Source organism: Nocardioides sp. GCM10030259 (assembly GCF_042666375.1).
Taxonomy (GTDB): Bacteria; Actinomycetota; Actinomycetes; order Propionibacteriales; family Nocardioidaceae; genus Nocardioides.
In genome coordinates this window covers 21,935-42,544 of the sequence record NZ_JBHTDF010000009.1, presented here as the reverse complement: position 1 = coordinate 42,544, position 20,610 = coordinate 21,935, and the positions used below count along the sequence as shown (strand labels likewise).

The 20,610-nt window shown below is 70.7% G+C and carries 24 protein-coding genes; 13 read left to right on the top strand and 11 right to left on the bottom strand.

The genetic code is table 11. From position 1 onward, the window contains the following. Nucleotides 1-13: 13 nt before the first annotated feature. Nucleotides 14-895, bottom strand: a complete 882-nt coding sequence (locus ACFQQI_RS11190; protein ID WP_378562471.1) for a GNAT family N-acetyltransferase — start codon at nucleotides 893-895, stop codon at nucleotides 14-16. A gap of 36 nt (nucleotides 896-931) precedes the next feature. On the opposite strand from ACFQQI_RS11190, the gene ACFQQI_RS11185 reads away from it, so the two are divergent. Continuing rightward, nucleotides 932-2,026, top strand: a complete 1,095-nt coding sequence (locus ACFQQI_RS11185; RefSeq protein ID WP_378562468.1) for a glycerate kinase — start codon at nucleotides 932-934, stop codon at nucleotides 2,024-2,026. A 60-nt stretch (nucleotides 2,027-2,086) separates the two neighbouring features. Continuing rightward, entirely contained in the window at nucleotides 2,087-2,449 is a 363-nt protein-coding gene (gene erpA, locus ACFQQI_RS11180) for an iron-sulfur cluster insertion protein ErpA (RefSeq protein WP_378562465.1), read from the top strand. Between the two features lie 195 nt (nucleotides 2,450-2,644). Here the strand turns inward: erpA and ACFQQI_RS11175 are convergent, their stop codons facing one another. Next, nucleotides 2,645-2,845 carry a hypothetical protein gene (locus tag ACFQQI_RS11175; RefSeq protein WP_378562462.1) on the bottom strand — a complete coding sequence of 67 codons (201 nt, stop codon included), beginning with the start codon at nucleotides 2,843-2,845 and terminating at the stop codon, nucleotides 2,645-2,647. A gap of 143 nt (nucleotides 2,846-2,988) precedes the next feature. Here ACFQQI_RS11175 and ACFQQI_RS11170 point away from each other — a divergent pair, with 143 nt between their 5' ends. Further along, nucleotides 2,989-3,972 (top strand): carbohydrate kinase family protein, encoded by a 984-nt coding sequence (locus ACFQQI_RS11170; protein ID WP_378562459.1) that lies wholly within the window; start codon nucleotides 2,989-2,991, stop codon nucleotides 3,970-3,972. A gap of 12 nt (nucleotides 3,973-3,984) precedes the next feature. On the opposite strand, the gene ACFQQI_RS11165 is transcribed toward ACFQQI_RS11170, so the two are convergent. Then, on the bottom strand, nucleotides 3,985-4,644 hold the full coding sequence (locus ACFQQI_RS11165) for a helix-turn-helix transcriptional regulator (protein ID WP_378562456.1): 660 nt from the start codon (nucleotides 4,642-4,644) through the stop codon (nucleotides 3,985-3,987). A gap of 91 nt (nucleotides 4,645-4,735) precedes the next feature. Between ACFQQI_RS11165 and ACFQQI_RS11160 the strand changes: the two genes are divergently transcribed. Next, nucleotides 4,736-5,176, top strand: coding sequence for a hypothetical protein (locus ACFQQI_RS11160; RefSeq protein ID WP_378562451.1), 441 nt, complete (start codon nucleotides 4,736-4,738; stop codon nucleotides 5,174-5,176). 31 nt (nucleotides 5,177-5,207) lie between these two features. After that, the gene (locus tag ACFQQI_RS11155; protein WP_378562447.1) at nucleotides 5,208-6,371 is read left to right on the top strand and encodes an NAD(P)/FAD-dependent oxidoreductase; all 1,164 of its coding nucleotides are present in this window, start codon (nucleotides 5,208-5,210) and stop codon (nucleotides 6,369-6,371) included. Here ACFQQI_RS11155 and ACFQQI_RS11150 read toward each other — a convergent pair. Further along, on the bottom strand, nucleotides 6,364-6,609 hold the full coding sequence (locus ACFQQI_RS11150; RefSeq protein ID WP_378562442.1) for a sulfurtransferase TusA family protein: 246 nt from the start codon (nucleotides 6,607-6,609) through the stop codon (nucleotides 6,364-6,366). The genes ACFQQI_RS11155 and ACFQQI_RS11150 overlap by 8 nt on opposite strands. Further along, the gene (locus ACFQQI_RS11145) at nucleotides 6,610-7,692 is read right to left on the bottom strand and encodes a cysteine desulfurase family protein (protein ID WP_378562437.1); all 1,083 of its coding nucleotides are present in this window, start codon (nucleotides 7,690-7,692) and stop codon (nucleotides 6,610-6,612) included. A gap of 146 nt (nucleotides 7,693-7,838) precedes the next feature. Here ACFQQI_RS11145 and coxB point away from each other — a divergent pair, with 146 nt between their 5' ends. From coxB to ACFQQI_RS11120, 5 genes are all read left to right on the top strand, one after another. Beyond that, nucleotides 7,839-8,717, top strand: a complete 879-nt coding sequence (coxB, locus tag ACFQQI_RS11140) for a cytochrome c oxidase subunit II (protein ID WP_378562433.1) — start codon at nucleotides 7,839-7,841, stop codon at nucleotides 8,715-8,717. Further along, nucleotides 8,714-10,468, top strand: coding sequence for a cytochrome c oxidase subunit I (gene ctaD / locus ACFQQI_RS11135; protein ID WP_378562430.1), 1,755 nt, complete (start codon nucleotides 8,714-8,716; stop codon nucleotides 10,466-10,468). The genes coxB and ctaD overlap by 4 nt, the downstream gene beginning before the upstream one ends. Next, on the top strand, nucleotides 10,468-10,866 hold the full coding sequence (locus tag ACFQQI_RS11130) for a cytochrome c oxidase subunit 4 (RefSeq protein ID WP_378562427.1): 399 nt from the start codon (nucleotides 10,468-10,470) through the stop codon (nucleotides 10,864-10,866). Before ctaD ends, ACFQQI_RS11130 begins: the two co-directional genes overlap by 1 nt. Nucleotides 10,867-10,962: 96 nt before the next feature. Continuing rightward, on the top strand, nucleotides 10,963-12,174 hold the full coding sequence (locus ACFQQI_RS11125; RefSeq protein WP_378562424.1) for an Ig-like domain-containing protein: 1,212 nt from the start codon (nucleotides 10,963-10,965) through the stop codon (nucleotides 12,172-12,174). 93 nt (nucleotides 12,175-12,267) lie between these two features. After that, on the top strand, nucleotides 12,268-12,750 hold the full coding sequence (locus tag ACFQQI_RS11120; protein ID WP_378562421.1) for a hypothetical protein: 483 nt from the start codon (nucleotides 12,268-12,270) through the stop codon (nucleotides 12,748-12,750). Nucleotides 12,751-12,848: 98 nt separating this feature from the next. Here the strand turns inward: ACFQQI_RS11120 and ACFQQI_RS11115 are convergent, their stop codons facing one another. The 4 genes from ACFQQI_RS11115 to ACFQQI_RS11100 all read right to left on the bottom strand — a co-directional run bounded on the left by ACFQQI_RS11115 (nucleotide 12,849) and on the right by ACFQQI_RS11100 (nucleotide 17,223). After that, a complete protein-coding gene (locus ACFQQI_RS11115) occupies nucleotides 12,849-14,594 on the bottom strand; it encodes a cytochrome bc complex cytochrome b subunit (protein WP_378562418.1) in 1,746 nt (581 codons plus the stop codon). 2 nt (nucleotides 14,595-14,596) lie between these two features. Further along, the gene (locus ACFQQI_RS11110; RefSeq protein ID WP_378562415.1) at nucleotides 14,597-15,670 is read right to left on the bottom strand and encodes a Rieske 2Fe-2S domain-containing protein; all 1,074 of its coding nucleotides are present in this window, start codon (nucleotides 15,668-15,670) and stop codon (nucleotides 14,597-14,599) included. Further along, nucleotides 15,667-16,479: a c-type cytochrome gene (locus ACFQQI_RS11105; protein ID WP_378562412.1), complete on the bottom strand. Its 813-nt coding sequence runs from the start codon at nucleotides 16,477-16,479 to the stop codon at nucleotides 15,667-15,669. The genes ACFQQI_RS11110 and ACFQQI_RS11105 overlap by 4 nt, the downstream gene beginning before the upstream one ends. A gap of 96 nt (nucleotides 16,480-16,575) precedes the next feature. Next, nucleotides 16,576-17,223, bottom strand: a complete 648-nt coding sequence (locus tag ACFQQI_RS11100; protein ID WP_378562409.1) for a heme-copper oxidase subunit III — start codon at nucleotides 17,221-17,223, stop codon at nucleotides 16,576-16,578. Between the two features lie 65 nt (nucleotides 17,224-17,288). On the opposite strand from ACFQQI_RS11100, the gene ACFQQI_RS11095 reads away from it, so the two are divergent. From ACFQQI_RS11095 to trpD, 3 genes are read left to right on the top strand one after another with little or no spacing between them, the layout of a single operon-like run. After that, nucleotides 17,289-18,242, top strand: a complete 954-nt coding sequence (locus ACFQQI_RS11095; RefSeq protein WP_378562406.1) for a cytochrome c oxidase assembly protein — start codon at nucleotides 17,289-17,291, stop codon at nucleotides 18,240-18,242. 10 nt (nucleotides 18,243-18,252) lie between these two features. After that, nucleotides 18,253-18,672, top strand: coding sequence for a hypothetical protein (locus tag ACFQQI_RS11090; protein WP_378562403.1), 420 nt, complete (start codon nucleotides 18,253-18,255; stop codon nucleotides 18,670-18,672). Continuing rightward, nucleotides 18,669-19,694 carry an anthranilate phosphoribosyltransferase gene (gene trpD, locus ACFQQI_RS11085; protein ID WP_378562400.1) on the top strand — a complete coding sequence of 342 codons (1,026 nt, stop codon included), beginning with the start codon at nucleotides 18,669-18,671 and terminating at the stop codon, nucleotides 19,692-19,694. The genes ACFQQI_RS11090 and trpD overlap by 4 nt, the downstream gene beginning before the upstream one ends. Nucleotides 19,695-19,697: 3 nt before the next feature. Here the strand turns inward: trpD and ACFQQI_RS11080 are convergent, their stop codons facing one another. Next, nucleotides 19,698-20,309 carry a hypothetical protein gene (locus ACFQQI_RS11080; RefSeq protein ID WP_378562397.1) on the bottom strand — a complete coding sequence of 204 codons (612 nt, stop codon included), beginning with the start codon at nucleotides 20,307-20,309 and terminating at the stop codon, nucleotides 19,698-19,700. A 3-nt stretch (nucleotides 20,310-20,312) separates the two neighbouring features. Further along, nucleotides 20,313-20,591 carry an Lrp/AsnC family transcriptional regulator gene (locus ACFQQI_RS11075; RefSeq protein ID WP_378562394.1) on the bottom strand — a complete coding sequence of 93 codons (279 nt, stop codon included), beginning with the start codon at nucleotides 20,589-20,591 and terminating at the stop codon, nucleotides 20,313-20,315. Nucleotides 20,592-20,610: the final 19 nt, after the last annotated feature.

The window sequence follows — 20,610 nt, the reverse complement described above, 5'->3', positions numbered from 1 at the left end:
GTCCGGACTCGGGTCAGAGCAGCGCACCGTTGTGAACGTACGGCGCGGGCGGCTTCATCCCGCGCAGCCCGAGATATCCCTCCTGGTGCAGCTCGAGCCCGGCGGCGACGCACACGTCGAGGACCCACTGGTTCGCGCCGGTGACGTGCCCCACGGTCGTCTGCTCCGGCCCCTCCGCGAGCGCGGCCCAGAGCAGCCGGCTCGCCGTACGCCGGTTGGACGCGGCCAGCAGGGCGAGCCGGCCGCGCTCGTCGAGGTAGGCGTAGCCGGAGCCCGTCGTGGTGTCCGAGACCAGCAGCCGCCAGGTCCGCAGCATCAGCTCGTGGTCGGGCCCGTGGCCGGCCCCGCGGGTACCGCGGTCGAGCGAGTCCATCAGGTCGATGTCGCCCGCGCTGCCCTCGCGGACCTTCTCGACCGCCAGCAGCGTCGACCGGTCCACGGTGCCGGTGAGGTGCATCTGGGGGTGCAGGTCGAACCCGACCTGGTGGTAGATCCGCACCGCCTTGGTGTCGGCGGACGCCGACAGCATGCCGCGGGTGCAGGCGCGGCCGTGGTCGAGCGCGGCCGCCAGCAGCGGCTTGCCGATGCCCCGGCCCTGCCGGCCGGGCAGCACGGCGTACGTCGCGAGGCACCACAGCGTCTCGCGCCGGAAGGACGTCGCCATGCCGACGATGCCGCCGCCGTCCTCGGCGACCCAGCAGCCGCCCGGGTCGGTCGTCACGAAGTGTCGGGTCCGCTCGATCCAGACCGCGCGGTGGGCGTCGGAGCGACGCTCCGGCGCGGGGCCGCTGCTGCGGCGCATCCGGGTGTCGAGCTCGAAGAAGCCCTCGTCGCTCACCCGCTCCGCCGCGGGGACGTCGTCGACGGTCATCGGCCGGATCACGAGGTCGCTCATCGCCGGCGACGCTATCGAGTGCGGAAGGATGGGCGCATGCGGATTCTGGTGGCCCCCGACAAGTTCGCCGGCACGCTCACGGCGGTCGAGGCCGCCGACGCCATCGCCGCCGGCTGGCGCCGGCGGGCGCCGGACGACGAGATCGACCTCGCGCCCATGGCCGACGGCGGTCCGGGCTTCGTCGACGTGCTGCACGCGGCGCTCGGTGGCGACCTGCTCGCGGTGACCGTGCGCGGCCCGCACGGTGAGCCGACGCCGGCGACGCTGCTGCTGCACTCCACCGACGACGGGGTCACGGCGTACGTCGAGAGCGCGCAGGCGTGCGGCCTGCACCTGACCGGGGGCGAGCGACCCGAGGAGGCCACGACGTACGGCGTGGGCGAGCTGCTGCGCGCGGCCGTCGACGCCGGCGCGGGGCGGATCGTCGTCGGGCTCGGCGGCAGCGGCACCAACGACGGGGGAGCCGGGCTGCTGGCCGCCCTGGGCGCCACCGCGGACCGCCCGCTCGACCAGGGCGCGGCGGGCCTCGCCGGCGTGACCCGGGTCGACGTGCCGAGCGTGGCGGTGGAGCTGGTCGCGGCCTCCGACGTCGACAACCCGCTGACCGGGCTCTTCGGCGCGACGAAGGTCTTCGGCCCGCAGAAGGGCGTCCCCGAGGACCGGCTGCCCGTGCTCGACGGCTGGCTCCAGGAGCTGGCGGCCGCGACCGACCGCAAGGTCGCGCTCGCCGAGGGAGCCGGCGCCGCGGGCGGGCTCGGCTTTGCGCTGCTGCTCCTCGGCGCCACCCGCGAGCCGGGCATCGGCGTCGTCGCGGACGCGCTGCGACTGTCCGAGCGGGCCCGCGCAGCGGACCTCGTGCTCACCGGCGAGGGCGCGTTCGACTACTCCAGCCGCGGCGGCAAGGTGCCGTACGGCGTGGCCGAGGTGGCTGGGACCGCCCTGCGACCGTGCGTGGTGCTGGCCGGGCAGGTGCACGTCGGCTCTCGGGAGATGCGGGCGCTGGGTGTCGAGTCGGCGTACTCCCTCGTGGACACCGTCGGGGAGCAGCAGGCCTTCGCCGACCCCGCGGGCGCGCTCGCGGCGCTCGCGGAGCGGGTGGCGCGCACGTGGGGTCGCGAGTCTTCGGAATAACCGTCCGTGTGCGACCATTGAGCGAGTAAGACCCTTCCATCGACTTCGGGAGAACCGCCCATGACCGAGCAGGTCGAGACCACCACCGAGCGCCGCACCGACTCCATCAACCTGAGCCCGGTGGCCGCCGGCAAGGTGAAGAGCCTCCTCGAGCAGGAGGGCCGTGACGACCTGTCGCTGCGCATCTCGGTGCAGCCCGGCGGGTGCTCCGGTCTCCGTTACCAGCTCTTCTTCGACGAGCGCAGCCTCGACGGTGACGTCGTCACCGACTTCGACGGCGTGTCCGTCGTCGTCGACCGGATGAGCGTCCCCTACCTCAACGGCGCGATGATCGACTTCGTCGACTCGATCGAGAAGCAGGGCTTCACGATCGACAACCCCAACGCGACGGGCTCCTGCGCCTGCGGTGATTCCTTCCACTGATCGAGGACGCGCCAGCGGACTCGATGTTGGTGGTCGTTTCGACAGGCTCAACGCAAGGAGCAAGCCGACAGGGACTGAGCCTGCGAAGGCCCTGAAGCGTCGTGTCGAGACCCGGTGAGCTGGCAAGCAACCTCAACTGACGACGAAGCCCCCATCCGATCCGGTCGGATGGGGGCTTCGCCGTGTTCGGGTGGCTCAGGCGTCGCCGTAGATCGCCCGCGCGAGGCGGGCGGCCGCCTCGGGGACCTCGATCTCGCCGCGCTTGGCCTGCTCGCGCGACAGATCGCGGGCGGCCGCGGTCAGCGGGCGGGTCAGCGCGGCCTGCACGGCGGCGCAGTCGGCGCTCATCTCGGCGGGGCTCGAGAGGTCGTCGTAGGCGAGTCGCTGGCCACTCATGCGCGTACTCGCTTCGCTCCGTGCGCGCATGAGGCACAGGTCGCGCTGTCCTGGATGATTCGCTCGCTCCGCTCGCTCATGCGTCGACGGTAGGCGCTACTGATTGGTACCCGTAGCGGTACCGACAGGTAGTCTTCCGTGTCGTGTCTTTGCTGATCGCCGGCTCCATCGCCACCGACCACCTGATGACCTTCCAGGGCAAGTTCCGCGACTCACTGGTCGTGGAGCAGCTGGACAAGATCTCGCTCTCGTTCCTCGTCCAGGATCTCGAGATCCGGCGCGGTGGCGTGGCGGCGAACATGTGCTTCGGCCTCGGCCAGCTCGGCCTGCGGCCGGTCCTCGTCGGCGCGGCCGGTGAGGACTTCGCGGACTACCGCTCGTGGCTCGAGCGGCACAACGTCAACTGCTCGCACGTGCGGATCTCCGACACCCAGCACACGGCGCGCTTCGTGTGCACCACCGACCCGACCGGCGCCCAGATCGCGTCGTTCTACCCGGGCGCGATGAGCGAGGCCCGCCTCCTCGAGCTCGGCCCGGTCGTCGACCGCGTCGGCCACCCGGACTACGTCCTCATCGGCGCCGACGACCCCGACGGCATGCTCCGGCACACCGAGGAGTGCCGGCAGCGCGGCTACGCGTTCATCGCCGACCCGAGCCAGCAGCTCGCGTTCAGCGACGGCGAGCTGATCCGCAGCCTCATCGACGGCGCGGCGATCCTGTTCTCCAACGAGTACGAGTCGCACATGATCGAGCAGAAGACCGGCTGGTCGGCCGACGAGGTCCTCGACCGGGTCGGCGTCCAGGTGACCACGCTCGGCAAGGACGGCGTCCGCGTGACCAGCCGCGACGCAGAGCCGATCGTGCTCCCGGCCGCCCGAGACGTCACGGCGGTCGAGCCGACCGGCGTCGGCGACGCCTTCCGCGCGGGCTTCCTCGCCGCGCTGGCCTGGGACCTCGGCCTCGAGCGGGCCGCCCAGGTGGGCTGCGTGCTCGCGGCGTACGTCGTCGAGACGGTCGGCACGCAGGAGTACGCCTTCACCCCGGCCCAGTTCCTCGCCCGTGTCGAGCACTCCTACGGCGGCGAGGCCGCCGGCGAGATCGAGAAGCACCTCAGCGCGATCGGCTGAGCGGACCCGCCGTCAGCCGATCTGCCCCTTCACGCAGCACTGCCCGGGCTCGGGCTCGAGGCGCGCGCGCACGTCGCAGCCGGCCGCGTCGGCGACCCCCTGCACGAAGGAGCGGTTGAGCCCGCACACCAGGGCCGTGTGCTGCCGCGCGAGCGCGTCGAACGGGCAGTTGGCGAGCAGCACGGTGTCGCCGTCGACCCGCGGCTCGAAGCCCTGCTCGGCGAGCACGCGGGTGAACTCCTCGACGTCGTCCCCGTCCGCCGACGCGCCGATCGCTCGACCGGACTCCGTCGCGGCCTCGTCGAGCGCGGTCTCCAGCGACTCGCCCGACGACGCCCGCTCGACGCCGGCGGCGAGGATGTGTCCGACCAGGTCGTAGGTCCGCGTCGGCAGCGAGACCCCGATCTCCTCCTCGGAGCGCCGATAGAGCTTGCTCGGTCGGCCCGCACCCGGCCCCGTGCGGCCGCCGAGGCGCTGGTAGTCCGTCGTGAGCAGCCCGGCGTCGACCAGGCGGTCGAGGTGGAACTTCACGGTGTGCAGGGGGAGGTCGAGCGCCCGGGCCGCCTCCTCCCGGCCGACGAGCCCCGGTCGCGCCACGACGTACTCGTAGAGCGCCCGCCGCGTGGGGTCCGCCAGCGCGCCGACGCTGGCGGCCCGGGAGCCGAGGTCCACTGGTCACGTCCTTCTAGCGGAGAAGATGCTTGACGTAATGGTGCCATGGTTCTAACGTCTAAGAAAGTTGTTTTTAGACATTGGAGGAGTCATGAGCGCCCTGCACCACCGGCCGTCGGAGGCGACGGCTGACCACACGACGAACTACACCGAGCTGGCGTTCCTGCTGCTGCGCTCCGTCTTCGTGGCGGCCCCGATCCTGTTCGGCCTCGACAAGTTCGTCGGCGTCCTGACCGACGACTGGGAGGCCTACCTGGCGCCCTGGGTGAACGACCTGGTCCCGGGCGACGCGCACGACGCGATGCTGCTGGTCGGCGCGATCGAGATCGTCGCCGGCCTCGTCGTCCTGGTGACGCCGAAGTGGGGTGGGCTGCTGGTCGCCGCCTGGCTCGCCGGCATCATCGTGAACCTGGTCAGCATGGGGGAGTACTACGACATCGCGCTCCGCGACTTCGGCCTCCTGGTCGCCGCGGTCGCGCTCGCGCTGCTCGCCCGCGGTCGGTCGCAGGCCAAGATCCTCGGATCGCGTTGACCGGCGACCGGGCCGCGGGGAGGCTGGACGCATGAGCATGGTCGTCGTCGGTGCGGGGCTCGCGGGCAACGCCGCCGTGGAGGAGCTTCGCGAGCAGGGGTACGACGGGCACGTGGTGCTCCTGGGCGCCGAGGAGCACCTGCCCTACGACCGGCCGCCGCTCTCGAAGGACGTGCTGCTCGGCGACAAGGACATCGAGGCGACCGAGCTGCACGACGCCGAGTGGTACGCCGGGCGCGACATCGACGTGCGGACGGGCGCTGACGTGAGCCGGATCGACACCGACCGCCGCGTGGTGGTGACGCCGTCCGGCGAGGTCGGCTTCGAGCGCCTGCTGCTCGCCACGGGCTCCGAGCCGCGACGGCTCGAGGTGGAGGGCGTGCCGGCGGCGTACCTGCGCACCCGGGACGACTCCGTGGCGCTGCGGGCGGCCCTGCTCGAGCGGCCCCGGCTCACCATCGTCGGCGGCGGCTGGATCGGTCTCGAGGTCGCCGCCGCGGCCCGGAACGCCGGGTGCGAGGTGACGCTGGTCGAGCCGCAGGCCCAGCCCCTGCTGGGGGTCCTGGGGGAGCGGGTCGGGTCCGCGTTCGCCGACCTGCACCGCGAGCACGGCGTCGACCTCCGCCCGGGCACGACGTTCGAGGGCACCAGTCCGGTGCCCGCCGACCTCGTCCTCGTGGCAGTCGGGGCGATTCCGCGCCTCGGGCTGGCCAGGTCGGGCGGCCTGGACGTGGACGGTGGAGTGCTCGTCGACGCGACCCTGCGCAGCTCGCGCCCCGACGTCTACGCCGCCGGCGACATCGCCGCGCACGACCACCCGCGGCTCGGGCGGCTGCGCGTCGAGCACTGGGACAACGCGATCGAGCAGGGCAGGGCGGCGGCGCGCAACATGCTCGGCGCGGAGACGGCCTACGACCGCACGCCGTACTTCTTCACCGACCAGTACGACCTCGGCGTGGAGTACGTCGGCCACGTGCCGCGCGAGCATCTCGACCACGTCGTGGTGCGCGGCGACCTGGGCGCTCGGCAGGCGGTGGTGCTGTGGCACGACGAGGGTCGGGTCCTCGGCGGCATGCACCTCAACGAGTGGGACAGCACCGACCACCTGCGCGCCCTGGTCGGGCAGACTCTCGACGTGGCGCTCCTGGAGGATGCCGACGTCGGCCTCGAGGGCCTCGTCGCCTCCGTCAGCTGAGCCGGCGCACGACGTAGCGCGGCGTGCCGTCCGGGGCGGCGTCCTCCCCGACGTACTCCTGGCCGCGCATGCGGCACCAGGCGGGCACGTCGGTGCGCGCGGCCACATCGGTCGCGACGACGCCGACCAGGCCGCCGACCGGCACCTCGGCGTACCTCTTGCCGAGCCGGATGACCGGCACCGGGCAGAGCAGTCCGCGACAGTCGAGCTCGAGGTCGACCTCCATCGCGCCGTCCATCTACATCCCCGCCTCGGCGCGGATGTCGCGGACGACCTCGGGGAGCGCGGCGAGGAAGCCGTCGACGTCCGCCTCGGTGGTGTCGCGGGTGAGCGAGACGCGCACGTTGCCGTGGGTGAGCACGCCCATCGCCTCGAGCACCCGGCTCGGGGTGAGCGTCGAGGCGGTGCACGCGGAGCCGCTGGCCACGCCGTACCCCCTCTTGTCGAGCTCGGTGACCAGGGCCTCGCCGTCGACGTACAGGCAGGAGAAGGTGACGAGGTGGGGGAGCCGGTCGACCGGGTCGCCCACCACCTCGACGTCGGGGACCTGCGCCGCCGCCGCCCGGATCCGGTCGACGAGCGCGAACTGCCGGGCGTTCAGCTCGTCCCGCTCCTCGACGACTGCCCGGAGCGCGGCGGCCGCGGCGAGCGCGGCCGGCACGTTCTCGAAGCCGCCGGCCCGCTCGTCGATGCGGTCGTCTCCGGGGAACGGGTTGACCCAGCGGGCGCCCTTGCGCACGACGAGCACGCCGACGCCCGCGGGCCCGCCCCACTTGTGCGCCGAGCCGGCGACCGCGTCCCAGCGGTCCGGGAGCGGGAGCCGGCCCATCGACGCGCAGGCGTCGACGAAGAGCGGCGTGGCCGCCGTCAGCGCCGACAGGGGCTGCAGCGTGCCGACCTCGTGGTTGGCGCTCTGCACCGCCACGACGCCCGCGTCCGGCGGGACCGCCGTCGGGTCCACCCTGCCGAGGGTGTCGACGGGCAGCTCGACGGCATCGCCGGCCCAGGACGCCGCGTGGGCGACCGATGAGTGCTCGACGGCGCTGTGGGCGACGGCTCCACTGCGGCGAAGTCCCAGCAGCCCCCGATGGACCGCGTCGGTGCCCGACGACGTGAACGTGACCTCGTCGGGCCGGACGGCCAGGCACTCGGCCACGACGGCGCGCGCGTTGTCGAGCAGCAGACGGGCGTCGCGACCCGGGCCGTGCAGCCGACGAGGGTCGGCGTACCCCCGGTCGTAGGCGGCCACCAGGGTTTCGCGGGCGGCTGGATGCAGCGGCTCCGAGGACGCGGAGTCCAGGTACGCCGCGGCTTTTCTCACACCTTCAACCTACCGGCACCCCTCCGGCTCGACCGGGGTGCGATTCCGCTAGTGTTCGACGTATCCGTGATCGATGAGAGAGAGGCTCGTTCGTGGGTCTGCAACTCCCCAGGCGTTCTGCCGGGAAGACGGTGACCGTCCGTCGCGTGACCGCCTTGGCGGCCGTGGGCATCGCCGTTCTGGTGGTGAGCGGCTGTTCTGCCGAGAGCAGGGGTGAGTGGGAGCGCTTCGCGATGCCGGACCCCGCGTCCGTGCAGGGTGAGCGCATCCTCAGCCTGTGGCAGGGCGCGTGGATCGCCGCTTGGATCACCGGCATCGTCGTGTGGGGCCTGATCTTCTACGCGATCGTCAAGTACCGCCGGCGCAGCGACGACGAGATCCCGGTGCAGACCCGCTACAACCTGCCCCTCGAGATCCTCTACACGATCGTCCCGGTCATCATGGTGATCGTCTTCTTCGCGAAGACCGTCGAGACCCAGAACTTCGTCCTCGACGACGACCGCCCGGTCGACAACACCATCGAGGTCGTCGGCCAGCAGTGGACCTGGACCTTCAACTACGGCATCGGCGAGATGGACGACAGCGCCAACGACGACGCCGCCGACGACGTCTTCCCGTACACGTCGTACGCCCACGTCTCCGGCACCGGCTCGAACATCCCGACCCTGGTGCTCCCGGTCGACCGGACCACGCGCTTCAACCTGCACTCGCCCGACGTCATCCACGACTTCGGCGTCCCCGCCTTCCTCATGAAGATGGACGTCATCCCCGGTCGCGTGAACCACTACGCGATCACCCCGACCGAGATCGGTACCTACTCCGGCAAGTGCTACGAGCTCTGCGGCGTCTACCACTCGCGGATGCTCTTCAACGTCCGGGTCGTGTCCGAGGGTGACTACGACGCCTTCGTGCAGAGCCTCGAGGACGCAGGCGCGACCTCGGAGCTGCCGCTGCTCGGCGGCGACTTTGCCCGCACCCAGGCCGGACTCGAGTCCGGCGACGAGTCCGAGGAGGGGGCGGAGTGACCGCCACGTCCGCACAGCCCACCGGCGCCATCGAGACGCCGCGCCGACCGCTCGGCGAGCTGGTCGCGCGGATGCTGACGACGACCGATCACAAGCTGATCGGCAAGATGTACCTCGTCACGTCGTTCGCGTGGTTCCTGATCGGCGGCCTGATGGCCATGCTGATCCGCTCCGAGCTCGCCTACCCGGGCATGCAGGTCGTCAACGACGAGCTCTACAACCAGCTCTTCACCATGCACGGCACGATCATGCTGCTGCTGTTCGCGACGCCGCTGTTCTTCGGCTTCGGCAACGTCGTGATGCCGCTGCAGATCGGGTCGCCCGACGTGGCGTTCCCGCGCCTGAACATGTTCAGCTACTGGCTGTTCCTGTTCGGCGGCATCATCGCGGCCTCCGGCTTCCTCACCCCGCAGGGTGCCGCCGACTTCGGCTGGTTCGCCTACACCCCGCTGTCGGACGCCGTGCGTTCGCCGGGTGTCGGTGGTGACCTCTGGATCATGGGCCTCTGGATGGCCGGTCTCGGCACCATCCTCGGCGCGGTCAACTTCATCACCACGATCATCTGCATGCGCGCGCCCGGCATGACGATGTTCCGGATGCCGATCTTCGTCTGGAACACGCTGGTCACCAGCCTCCTGGTGCTGATCGCGTTCCCGGTGCTCGCCGGCGCGCTGCTCTCGCTCGAGGCCGACCGCCAGCTCGGTGCCCACGTCTTCGACACCGCCCACGGCGGCGCGATCCTGTGGCAGCACCTGTTCTGGTTCTTCGGGCACCCCGAGGTCTACATCATCGCGCTGCCGTTCTTCGGCATCGTGACCGAGATCCTGCCGGTCTTCAGCCGCAAGCCGATCTTCGGCTACATCGGCCTCGTCGGCGCGACCCTCGGCATCGCGATCCTCTCGGTCGCCGTGTGGGCGCACCACATGTTCGTCACCGGCGCCGTGGACCTGCCGTTCTTCTCCGGCATGACGTTCCTGATCGCCGTGCCAACAGGAGTGAAGTTCTTCAACTGGATCGGGACGATGTGGGGCGGATCCCTGTCCTTCGACACCCCGATGCTGTGGTCGGTCGGCTTCCTCACGACGTTCCTCTTCGGTGGCCTGACCGGCATCATCCTGGCCAGCCCGCCGCTGGACTTCCACGTGTCCGACTCCTACTTCGTGGTCGCGCACTTCCACTACGTCGTCTTCGGCACCGTCGTGTTCGCGATGTTCGCGGGCTTCTACTTCTGGTGGCCGAAGATGACCGGCCGGATGCTCGACGAGCGCCTCGGCAAGCTGCACTTCTGGCTGCTGTTCGTGGGCTTCCACGGGACGTTCCTGATCCAGCACTGGATCGGCGTCGAGGGCATGCCGCGTCGCTACGCCGACTACCTGCCCAAGGACGGCTGGACCGAGATGAACCAGATCTCGACGATCTTCGCCTTCCTGCTGGGCGCCTCGACCCTGCCGTTCCTCTACAACGTCTACGTGTCGCGCCGGGCCCCGCTGGTCCAGGTCGACGACCCGTGGGGCTGGGGTCGGTCGCTCGAGTGGGCCACCAGCTGCCCGCCGCCGCGCCACAACTTCGTCTCCATCCCGCGGATCCGCTCGGAGTCGCCGGCGTTCGACCTGCACCACCCTGAGGTGGCCGCGATCGAGCTGGAGGACAACGAGATGGCCCGGGTCGGCGGCCCCGCTGACGCTCCCGACATGGAGGGTCGCGAGGAGATGCTGCGCGATCGCAACGACAACCCGGAGGACAACGCCTGATGAAGTCCGAGGCCTGGATCTTCGCGATCTGCACGATCTTCTTCGTGCTGGTCAGCCCGGCGTACTGGTTCATCACCTACGACTGGACCGGCACCTCCGCGCTCACGATGACGACGCTGCTGTCGGCGATGGTGACGCTCTACCTCGGGTTCCACGCCAAGCGCATGGACCCGCGTCCCGAGGACCGCAAGGACGGCGAGATCGCCGACGGCGCGGGCGAGCTGGGCTTCTTTCCGCCGTACTCCTGGTGGCCGCTGTGGTGCGCCCTGACGCTCGCCGTGTGCGTCTACGGCATCGCCATCGGTGCCTGGTGGCTGTTCATCATCGGTGTGGTCATCGGCGCCCTGGCACTCTCCGGCTGGATCTTCGAGTACTACCGGGGTGTCCACGCTCACTGAGCTCGTCGGGGGGATGACGTCGCGCCGAATCGGCGCACGTCGTCCCGCCGGTTACTCTGGACGGCGTTCGTAGACCGCCAGTTCCCGGGGGAGTCCATGTTCGTCAGTCGCACGCGCCTGTCCGGCGCCGTGGCGTTGCTGCTGCTCGCAGGCGGCCTGTCGGCGTGCAACGCCGACGACGTACCGGGTGCCTCCGCGGTCAACGACGGCGAGTCCTCGTCCGCCGAGCCGACGCCCGAGGTGCCGCCGTTCAAGGTCACCTCCAGCCTCGGTCGCGCCGCCACCGACGTCCCCCTGGACGCCGACGTCTCCGTGACCGCCACCGGCGGCACGATCACCTCCGTGGCCGCGACGTCGGCCGCCGGCAAGGTCGAGGGCGAGGTCGCACCCGACGGCGCCACCTGGCGCGCGACGGGGCGGCTCGAGCCCGGTACGACGTACCTGCTGACGACGACCGGGAAGGACCAGGCCGGCGAGCAGGTCACGCGCAAGGTGAAGTTCTCGACCCAGGACCTCACCCTCGACGAGCAGACCTACCCCTCCGTCGCTCCGCTGGCCGGCGAGACCGTCGGCGTCGGCATGCCGGTGATCGTCAGCTTCGACGTCCCGGTCACCGACAAGGCGGCCTTCGAGACGCACATGAAGGTCACCGCCACGCCCGCGCAGCCGGGCTCCTGGCACTGGCTGAGCGACAACGAGGCGCACTGGCGGCCGAAGACCTACTGGCAGGCCGGCACCGACGTCCACGTCGATGTCGACGTGAACAGCATCCCGGCCGGCAACGGCGTCTACGGCCAGGAGAGCCGCGAGCTCGACTTCCACATCGGCGACGCGAACATCTACAAGGTCAACGCCCAGACCCACCAGATGAAGGTCTTCAGCAACGGGCGGCTGCTGCGCACCATCCCGATCACGACCGGGGAGCAGCCGGCCTTCACGACCCGGTCGGGCGTGAAGGTGATCATCGAGAAGTTCGACGAGAAGCGGATGAACTCCGAGACGGTCGGCATCGGCCGGGACAACCCCGAGTTCTACGACATCGACGACGTCAAGTGGGCGATGCGGGTGACCTACTCCGGCGAGTTCATCCACGCCGCCCCATGGTCGGTCGCCTCGCAGGGCAACGCCAACGTCTCCCACGGCTGCACCGGCCTGAGCACCGAGAACGCCGGCTGGCTCTACGCCATGTCCCGCCGCGGCGACGTCGTCGAGTACACCGGCACCGACAAGCCGATGACCCTCGACAACGGGTATGGCGACTGGAATGCCTCCTACGCCGAGTACCGCCAGGGCTCCGCGCTGAGCTGAGCGAGGACGCGCCAGCGGGCTCGCTGGCGGCCGCCTCGACATCCCCACTGTGGCGGAAGCGGAAGCGCCCGCCGGGAAGTCACGATGGCGGGCATGGCCGAAGAGCAGATGGTCGAGATGATCGAGGCTGCGCTCCGGGGCCTCGGCGACGCCGAGACGGTGGTCGCCGCGGGCCAGTTCATGCCGCGCGGGCACACCGGCAGCATGTTCGTCGGCGGGATCATCGGCGACAGCGTCGGCGGGTCGCTGGGTGGCCTCGGCGACGCGGTCGCGACGACCGGGGGCTCGCTCGCGGGAGCACATGCCCACGACGCGGCCACCGGCCTGCCGGGAACGCTGCTGGTCGGCGTGACCGCGACGCACGTCTACGGGTTCGACTCGCCGACCCGCCACGGGGACGCCGGAGCGCTGGTGTTCCGCGTCCCTCGCGACGGTCTCGACGTCGAGGTCCACCAACGCGTGAACGTGCGGATCCTCGAGCTGATCGACACGGCGACGGGCTCCCGCATCGAGCTCGAGGGGAGCCGGGTTCCGCTGACGCACAGCAAGGACGTCATCGCCGCGCTCCAGCGCTGAGGCGTCCCGGGCCCGACGCCGCCCGACGTGAGGCACCGGGAAATGAACGAGGCCGCCCGACTCCCGTGGGGGAGTGGGCGGCCTCGGTGAGGTGCCGGTCAGTGCCGGAGCGACTCGTCGTCCACGAGGTGGTGGCCGTCGAACTGGTGGCCGTCGGCCGCGTGGCCCTCCATCGACTCCTGGAGCTCGTGCTCGTGCTCGGCGTGGTGGTGGCCGTGCTCGAGCTCCTCGCGGGTCGGCTTCTGCACGTTGTCGGAGTACCACATCGTGCGGATCCGGTGCCGGAGCGCGGCCAGGCGGCCCTTGCCCGGAGCGGGTACGCCGTTGGCGTCCGCGCCGGCCTGGAGGCCGTTGATGACCGGGTCGCGGTCGCGGGCCGCGAGCGTGTACGCCTTCGACTCGGGCAGCGGCAGGTGCCGCTCGGAGTAGCCGCCCTCGGGGGAGCGCATGATGATGCCGGTCTCGTAGCCGTGCAGCAGCGTCTCGTTGTCCTTGCGCTGCAGCGAGATGCACCACCGGCGGGTCACGATGAACGCGATGATCGGGCCGATCACGACCGCACCTCGCAGGAAGTACGTGATCTGGTTGATCGACGCGTGCAGCTTGATGGCGATGATGTCGTTGCCGCCGGCCGCCCAGAAGAGGCCGTACATCGTCATCAGCGCGACCATGAGGGCCGTGCGGGTCGGCGCGTTGCGCGGGCGCTGGAGCAGGTGGTGCTCGCGCTTGTCGCCCGTGATCCAGGCCTCCAGGAACGGCAGCAGCAGCAGGATCGTGAACATCAGCATCGGCAGCACGAGGATCGGGAGCATGACGTTCCACGAGATCGTGACGCCCCAGATGTGGGTCTCGATTCCGGGCATGATGCGCAGCGCGCCGTCCGGCCAGCCCATGTACCAGTCCGGCTGGGAGCCGGCGGTCACCTTGGACGGGTCGTAGGGGCCGTACTTCCACACCGGGTTGATCGACAGCAGGCCGCCGAGGAGGGCGGTCACGCCGAAGACGATGAAGAAGAAGCCACCGGCCTTGGCGGCGTACACCGGGAGCATCGGGTAGCCGACGACGTTCTTCTCGGTGCGGCCGGGACCAGGCCACTGGGTGTGCTTGTGGTAGACGAGCAGCAGCATGTGGGCCGCGATCAGCGCGAGCAGCAGGCCCGGGATCAGCAGCACGTGCACGATGTAGAGGCGCGGGATGATCGACTCACCCGGGAACTCGCCGCCGAACAGCAGGAACGACATGTAGGTGCCGACGACCGGGGTGGCCTTGATGAAGCCGTCCGCGGCGCGGATGCCGGTGCCGGAGAGCAGGTCGTCGGGGAGCGAGTAGCCGGTGAAGCCCTCGAGCGTGCCCAGGAGCAGCAGCAGGCAGCCGATGACCCAGTTGAGCTCGCGCGGCTTGCGGTGCGCGCCGGTGAAGAACACCCGGAGCAGGTGGATCATCATCGCGGCGATGAAGAGCATCGCGGACCAGTGGTGCATCTGCCGCATGAGCAGACCACCGCGTACGTCGAAGGAGATCCGCAGGCTCGAGGCGAAGGCCTCCGACATGTGGATGCCGCGCAGCTGCTCGTAGCTGCCGTTGTACTGGACCTCGCCCATGCTCGGCGTGAACCACAGGGTCAGGAAGACGCCCGTGAGCAGCAGGACGACGAAGCTCCACAGCGCGATCTCGCCGAGCATGAAGGACCAGTGGTCCGGGAAGACCTTGCGCAGGTTCTTCTTGGCGAGCGTGGCGAGGCCGAGACGCTCGTCGGCCCACGTGGCGACGGCGCCGGCACGGTTGGGCTTGCCAGCCGTTGCCGCGGTCGTCCTGTTGCTGTTGGCGACCTTGCTGGTGTCCATGATCAGCCACGCTCCCAGAAGCTCGGACCGACGGGTTCGGTGAAGTCGCTCTGCGCGATCAAGTATCCCTCGCCGTCCACGGCGAGCGGCAGCTGCGGCAGCGGCCGCGCGGCCGGACCGAAGACGACCTTGGCCGAGTCGGCCAGATCGAAGGTCGACTGGTGGCAGGGGCAGAGCAGGTGGTGGGTGGTGCGCTCGTACAGCGAGATCGGGCAGCCGACGTGGGTGCAGATCTTCGAGTAGCAGACGATGCCGTCGACGGACCAGTTCTCCCGGCCCGCGCCGGGGATGATCTCGTCGGGCTCCATGCGGACGAGCACGACCGCGCCCTTGGACTTGCCGACCTGCAGCGCGATGCCCTCGAGCGGCTCGCCGTCCTCGGGGCTGTGGAAGAGCCCGTCGGGCTCGGCGTTCACGAGGTCGCCGATCTGGAGGTCGCTCGGCTTGATGGGGGTGCCCACGACGTCGCGGACGACGCGCATGCCCTCTTCCCAGATGGTGTTCTCGAGGCCCGAGCCGGGGAACGGCGGGTTCTCCGTCACCTTGGCGTTGGTCGGGCCGAGATCCCACAGCGGGACGATCGCGGTGAGGCCGACCAGGCCGGCCGCGCCGAGCAGCGAGTTGCGCACGAGCGGGCGCCGGCCGATGCCGGACTCCGCCAGGCCGGTGCTGAGCGCCTCGAGCGTCGCGGCGCGGTCCTCGTCGGAGGAGGCGGCCGGGTGGCGGTACTCGACGATCTCCTGGTCGGCCATCAGCTTGCGGGCCCACTGGATGATGCCGATGCCGATGAAGAGCAGCGCACCGGCCAGGCTCAGGCCGAAGGCGAGGTTCTGGGCACCGAGGCCACCGAAGGTGTCATCGGCGTCGATCGCGAAGTAGGAGACGATGAAGAGCACCGTGCAGATCGCCGACAGCCCGAACAGGGCGGCGACCTGGCGCTCGGCGCGCTTCTCGGCCTTCGGGTCGACATCGGTCGGGCGCCACTCGTGCTCGTGGAGGCCCGGGTTGGTGTAGAGGTCGTCGCGCTCGGGGAGGTTGTCGTCCACGGGCTCGACGTGGCTGTCGACGTGGCTCACGCGTCCACCTTCTTCTTGTTCGAGCGGGTCGTGTGGGCAGCGATCCAGACCGCGGCTCCCACGCAGAGGCCGATGCCGAGGAGCCACGCGGCCATGCCCTCGGGCACGGGGCCGAGACCGCCGAGGCCGAACCCGCCGTAGTCGGGCATCTCGCGGAGCGAGTAGAGGTACGCGATGACGTCGCGCTTCTCCTCCGGCGAGAGGTTGCCGTTGGCGAAGTTCGGCATGTTCTGCGGACCGGTCAGCAGCGCCTCGTAGATGTGCCTGGCCTCGGTCTCGTGGAGGGCGGGCGCGTAGCCGCCGCGCGGCATGGCGCCGCCGGAGCCCTCGAAGTTGTGGCAGGCGGTGCAGTTGGTGAGGAAGATCTGGCCACCGCGGGAGATCGCCGCCTGACGCTCCTCGTCGCTGAGGCCCTCGAGGCTGTAGTCGGACTCGTCCGGGATCGCCGGACCGGGGCCGAGGGTGGCGACGTACGCCGCGAGCGCGGCGGTCTCCTCCTCGTTGAAGGTCTCGGGCTTCGTCTCCGCCTGCGCGCCGGGCTGGGCCATCGGCATGCGGCCGGTGGCGACCTGGAAGTCGACGGCCGCGGCGCCGACGCCGACCAGCGACGGACCGAGCTGGTTGCCGTTCTCGGTGCTGACGCCCTCGCCGTTCTGGCCGTGGCAGAAGGCGCAGCTGACCAGGAAGAGGTCACGACCCTGGGCGACGAGCTCCTCGCTGGAGGCGGTCTCGTCGGCCTGGGCGGTGGTGTTGACGACGGCGGTGAAGATGCCACCGGACAGCAGCAGGCCCGCGATGATGACGAGCATGCCCGCCAGCGGGCCACGGCGGTGCCGCGAGAGTCGACCAGCGGATCGATTCAGGAGACGCACATCAGGTCCTTGCGTTGGTAGGTCTTCTCGGGGCTACTTGACGAGGTAGATGGTGGCGAAGAGCCCGATCCACACCACGTCGACGAAGTGCCAGTAGTAGGACACGACGATGGCGCTGACCGCCTGCTCGTGGGTGAACTTCCGGGCGACGTAGGTGCGGCCGAGCACGAAGAGGAACGCGATCAGTCCGCCGGTCACGTGGAGGCCGTGGAAGCCGGTGGTGAGGTAGAACATCGTGCCGTAGGCCGAGTCCTGGATCGTCATGCCCTCGGCCACGAGCGCGGCGTACTCGGTGGCCTGGCCGGCGATGAAGACCGCACCCATGACGTACGTGAGGATGAACCACTCACGCAGGCCCCAGCCCTTCACGTTGAACACCGACCCGGTGCGGCCGACCTGGCCGCGCTCGGCGGCGAACACGCCGAGCTGGCAGGTGAGGGAGGAAAGCACCAGGATCGTGGTGTTGATCGAGGCGAACGGGACGTTCAGCATCTCGGTGTTCTCGGCCCACAGGTCGGGACTGACGGCCCGGATCGTGAAGTACGACGCGAACAGGGCCGCGAAGAACATCAGCTCGCTCGAGAGCCAGATGATCGTGCCCACCGAGACCATGCTCGGGCGGTCGTGGTGCCCGTGCAGACGGGAGGCCGGAATCGCTGTTGCTGTCGCCACGGTCGTCATTATGTCGTGACCGCTCGGGGAGGGCACCCCGACCCCCTGCGTTTCGCCGTCATAAAGTTCACAACGTGCTCATCCCCGCCGTCGGGACCGTGCTGGACGCCGGTGCCGACCTTCCCCGCTTCACCCTCGGGACCGTCCTCACCGGGTGGTCGCTGCAGCCGGTCGCGTTCATCCTGACCGTCTGGATCGCCGGTCTCTACATCTGGGGAGTGGTCGCGCTCCGCCGCCGCGGGGACCGCTGGCCGGTCGGCCGGACCATCGCGTTCGTGCCGGTCGGCATGGGTCTCTTCTACTTCGCGACCGCCTCCGGGCTGGGGGCGTACGACGAGACCCTGATCAGCGTGCACATGGTGCAGCACATGGTGCTGTCGATGCTGGTGCCGATGGCCCTCGCGCTGGGCGCCCCGGTGACGCTGGCGCTCCGCACGCTCCCCGGCCGGCCGCGCCGGTGGCTCCTCGCCGTCCTGCACTCGCGGGTCGCCAAGGTGCTGTCGTTCCCGCCGCTGACGCTGCTGCTCTACATCACGTCGCCGTGGGTCCTCTACTACAGCGGCTGGTACCCCGCGACGCTCGAGTCGACGTACCTCCACGAGACCATGCACCTGCACCTGGTGCTGGTGGGCTGCCTCTTCTTCTGGCCGATCGTCGGCGTGGACCCGGTGCCGGGGAAGGTGAGCTACCCGTTCCGGATGCTGCTGGTCGTCCTGACGCTGCCGTTCCACGCCTTCCTCGGCGTCACGATCATGGGCCAGGAGGAGGTCATCGCGGGCGAGCACTACGCGGGCCTCCACGACGGGCCGATGGGGGCGTGGCTGCCCGACCCGGCCGACGACCAGCACCTCGCCGGCGGCATCCTGTGGGGCTCCGGCGACCTGATCGCGCTCGTGCTCTTCGGGGTGCTGTTCGTCCAGTGGGTCCGCCAGTCGATGAAGGAGGCCGAGCGCGAGGATCGGCGCCTCGACCGGCTCGAGGCGCGCGAACGGGCGGCAGCCGCTCGCGCGACCGACCCCGAGCGGTAGAGTCCGCGGCGTGACCGACTCGACCTCACGGACCACCCCGCTGCGGGTGCTGGTCTACAGCGACGACGTGAACACCCGCCAGCAGGTCATCCTCGCCCTCGGCCGCCGGCCGCACCCGGACCTTCCGGAGCTCGAGTACGTCGAGGTGGCGACCGAGCCGGTCGTGATCCAGAACATGGACGCCGGCGGCATCGACCTCGCGATCCTCGACGGCGAGGCCGTCCCCGCGGGCGGGATGGGCATCGCCAAGCAGCTCAAGGACGAGATCTACCAGTGCCCGCCGGTGCTGGTGCTCACCGGCCGCCCGCAGGACGCGTGGCTGGCCACCTGGTCGCGGGCCGAGGCCGCCGTACCCCACCCGCTGGACCCGATCCAGCTCGCAGAGACGGTCGTCTCGCTGCTGCGCTCCCACGTGCCCGCCACGACGTGACCAGGTGGCCGGAGGTCCTCGGCGCCCTGGTCGCCGGCTCCGACCTCAGCGCGGAGCAGACCGCGTGGGCGATGCGGGAGATGCTCTCCGGCGAGGCCACGCCCGTGCAGGTCGCCGGCTTCGCCGTGGCCCTGCGCGCGAAGGGTGAGACGGCCGAGGAGGTGCTCGGGCTCGTCGAGGCGATGTACGCCGTCGCCACCCCGCTCAGCATCCCGGGCCGCCTGCTCGACGTCGTCGGCACCGGCGGCGATCGCTCGATGTCGGTCAACATCTCGACGATGGCCGCGATCGTCGCGGCCGGCGCGGGCGCCCGCGTGGTCAAGCACGGCAACCGCTCGGCCTCCTCGCAGTCCGGCTCGGCCGACGTCCTCGAGCAGCTCGGCATCCGGCTCGACCTCGCGCCGCAGCGGGTGGCGGCCGTGGCCGAGGAGGCGGGCATCACGTTCTGCTTCGCGGCGACCTTCCACCCCGCCATGCGGCACGCGGCCGTGGCCCGGCGCGAGCTCGGCATCGGTACGACGTTCAACCTGCTCGGCCCGCTCACCAACCCGGCCCGCGCCGGCTCCCAGGCGATCGGCTGCGCCGACGTCCGGCTCGCGCCGGTGATGGCGGGCGTCTTCGCCGGCCGCGGCGTCGACGCGTGGGTCTTCCGTGGTGACGACGGGCTCGACGAGCTCACGACCACGACCACCTCGCGGGTGTGGCGCGTGCACGCCGGTGAGGTGAGCGAGTCGGTCGTCGACCCGGCCGACCTCGGCCTCCCGCGCGGCACCACCGAGGCGCTGCGCGGTGGCGGCGCGGCGCACAACGCGGGCGTCGTACGCCGCCTGCTCGAGGGTGAGGCCGGCGCGGTGCGCGACGCCGTACTGCTCAACGCCGGTGCGGCACTCGCGGTCCACGACGACCCGACGGCCGAGCCCGCCGAGGCCCTCGCCGCCGCCATCGACCGGGCCCGCGAGGCGATCGACTCCGGGGCCGCCAAGGCGACCCTGGACCGCTGGGTGGCCGCCAGCGCACGTTGACCGTCAGAGGTCGAGGACGAACTGGTCGCCGGAGCGGCGGAACCCGACCCGGTCGTAGTAGGCGCCGACCATGCCGGGGGGCGTGGCCACCGTTCGGACCCCGAGGTCGTTGAGGAGGCCGCTGCGCCGCCACACGAACTCGCCCGGCGTGAAGTCGCGGTACTTCGGCGTGACGTAGTCGAGGCAGACCTGCGCGACGTCGCCTTCGCGGTGCACCAGCACCACGCCGACGGTCTCGTCGCCGTGCATCACGATGAACGCGTGGTCGGCGTCGGGGTCGGGGTCCCACAGGAAGTCGGGCTGGAACCTCAGGATGTCCGCGCCGTGCACGCGCAGCACGTGGCGGAGGTAGTCGTCGTTCGGTCCGACCTCGAGCACGTCGAACGCCCGCTCGTCATGGCGCTCGCCGAGCAGGCGGACGATGAAGTAGATGTTGATGCCCGCCAGCACGACGTTCATCGCGACCATCGGCCACACGCCGATCATCGCGTTGAAGAACACCAGCACCAGGCAGGCGACGAGGTTGAGCGCGCGGAACCGGAGCACGCGCGCCTGGAGCAGCGAGAAGACGAGCAGCCCGCTGCCGACCCACCCGATGGCGTCGAGCCACGACACGCGTCAGTCCAGGCCGAGCGAGAACGCCGACTCGAGGTCGTGGCGTGAGTAGGTGCGGAACGCGATGTGCGTCTCGGTGGCGGTGACGCCGGGCACCTTGTTGAGGCGCTCGGCGACCACGGACGCGACGTCGTCGTGGTTGCGCACGCGCACCAGCGCGATCAGGTCGATCTGGCCGGTCACCGAGTAGACCTCGCTCACGCCGTCGAGCGCGGCGATGGCCTCGGCCACCTCCGGGATGCGGGCGACGTCGGCCTTGACGAAGACGATGGCGGTGATCACGGGACGGACACTACTCGGC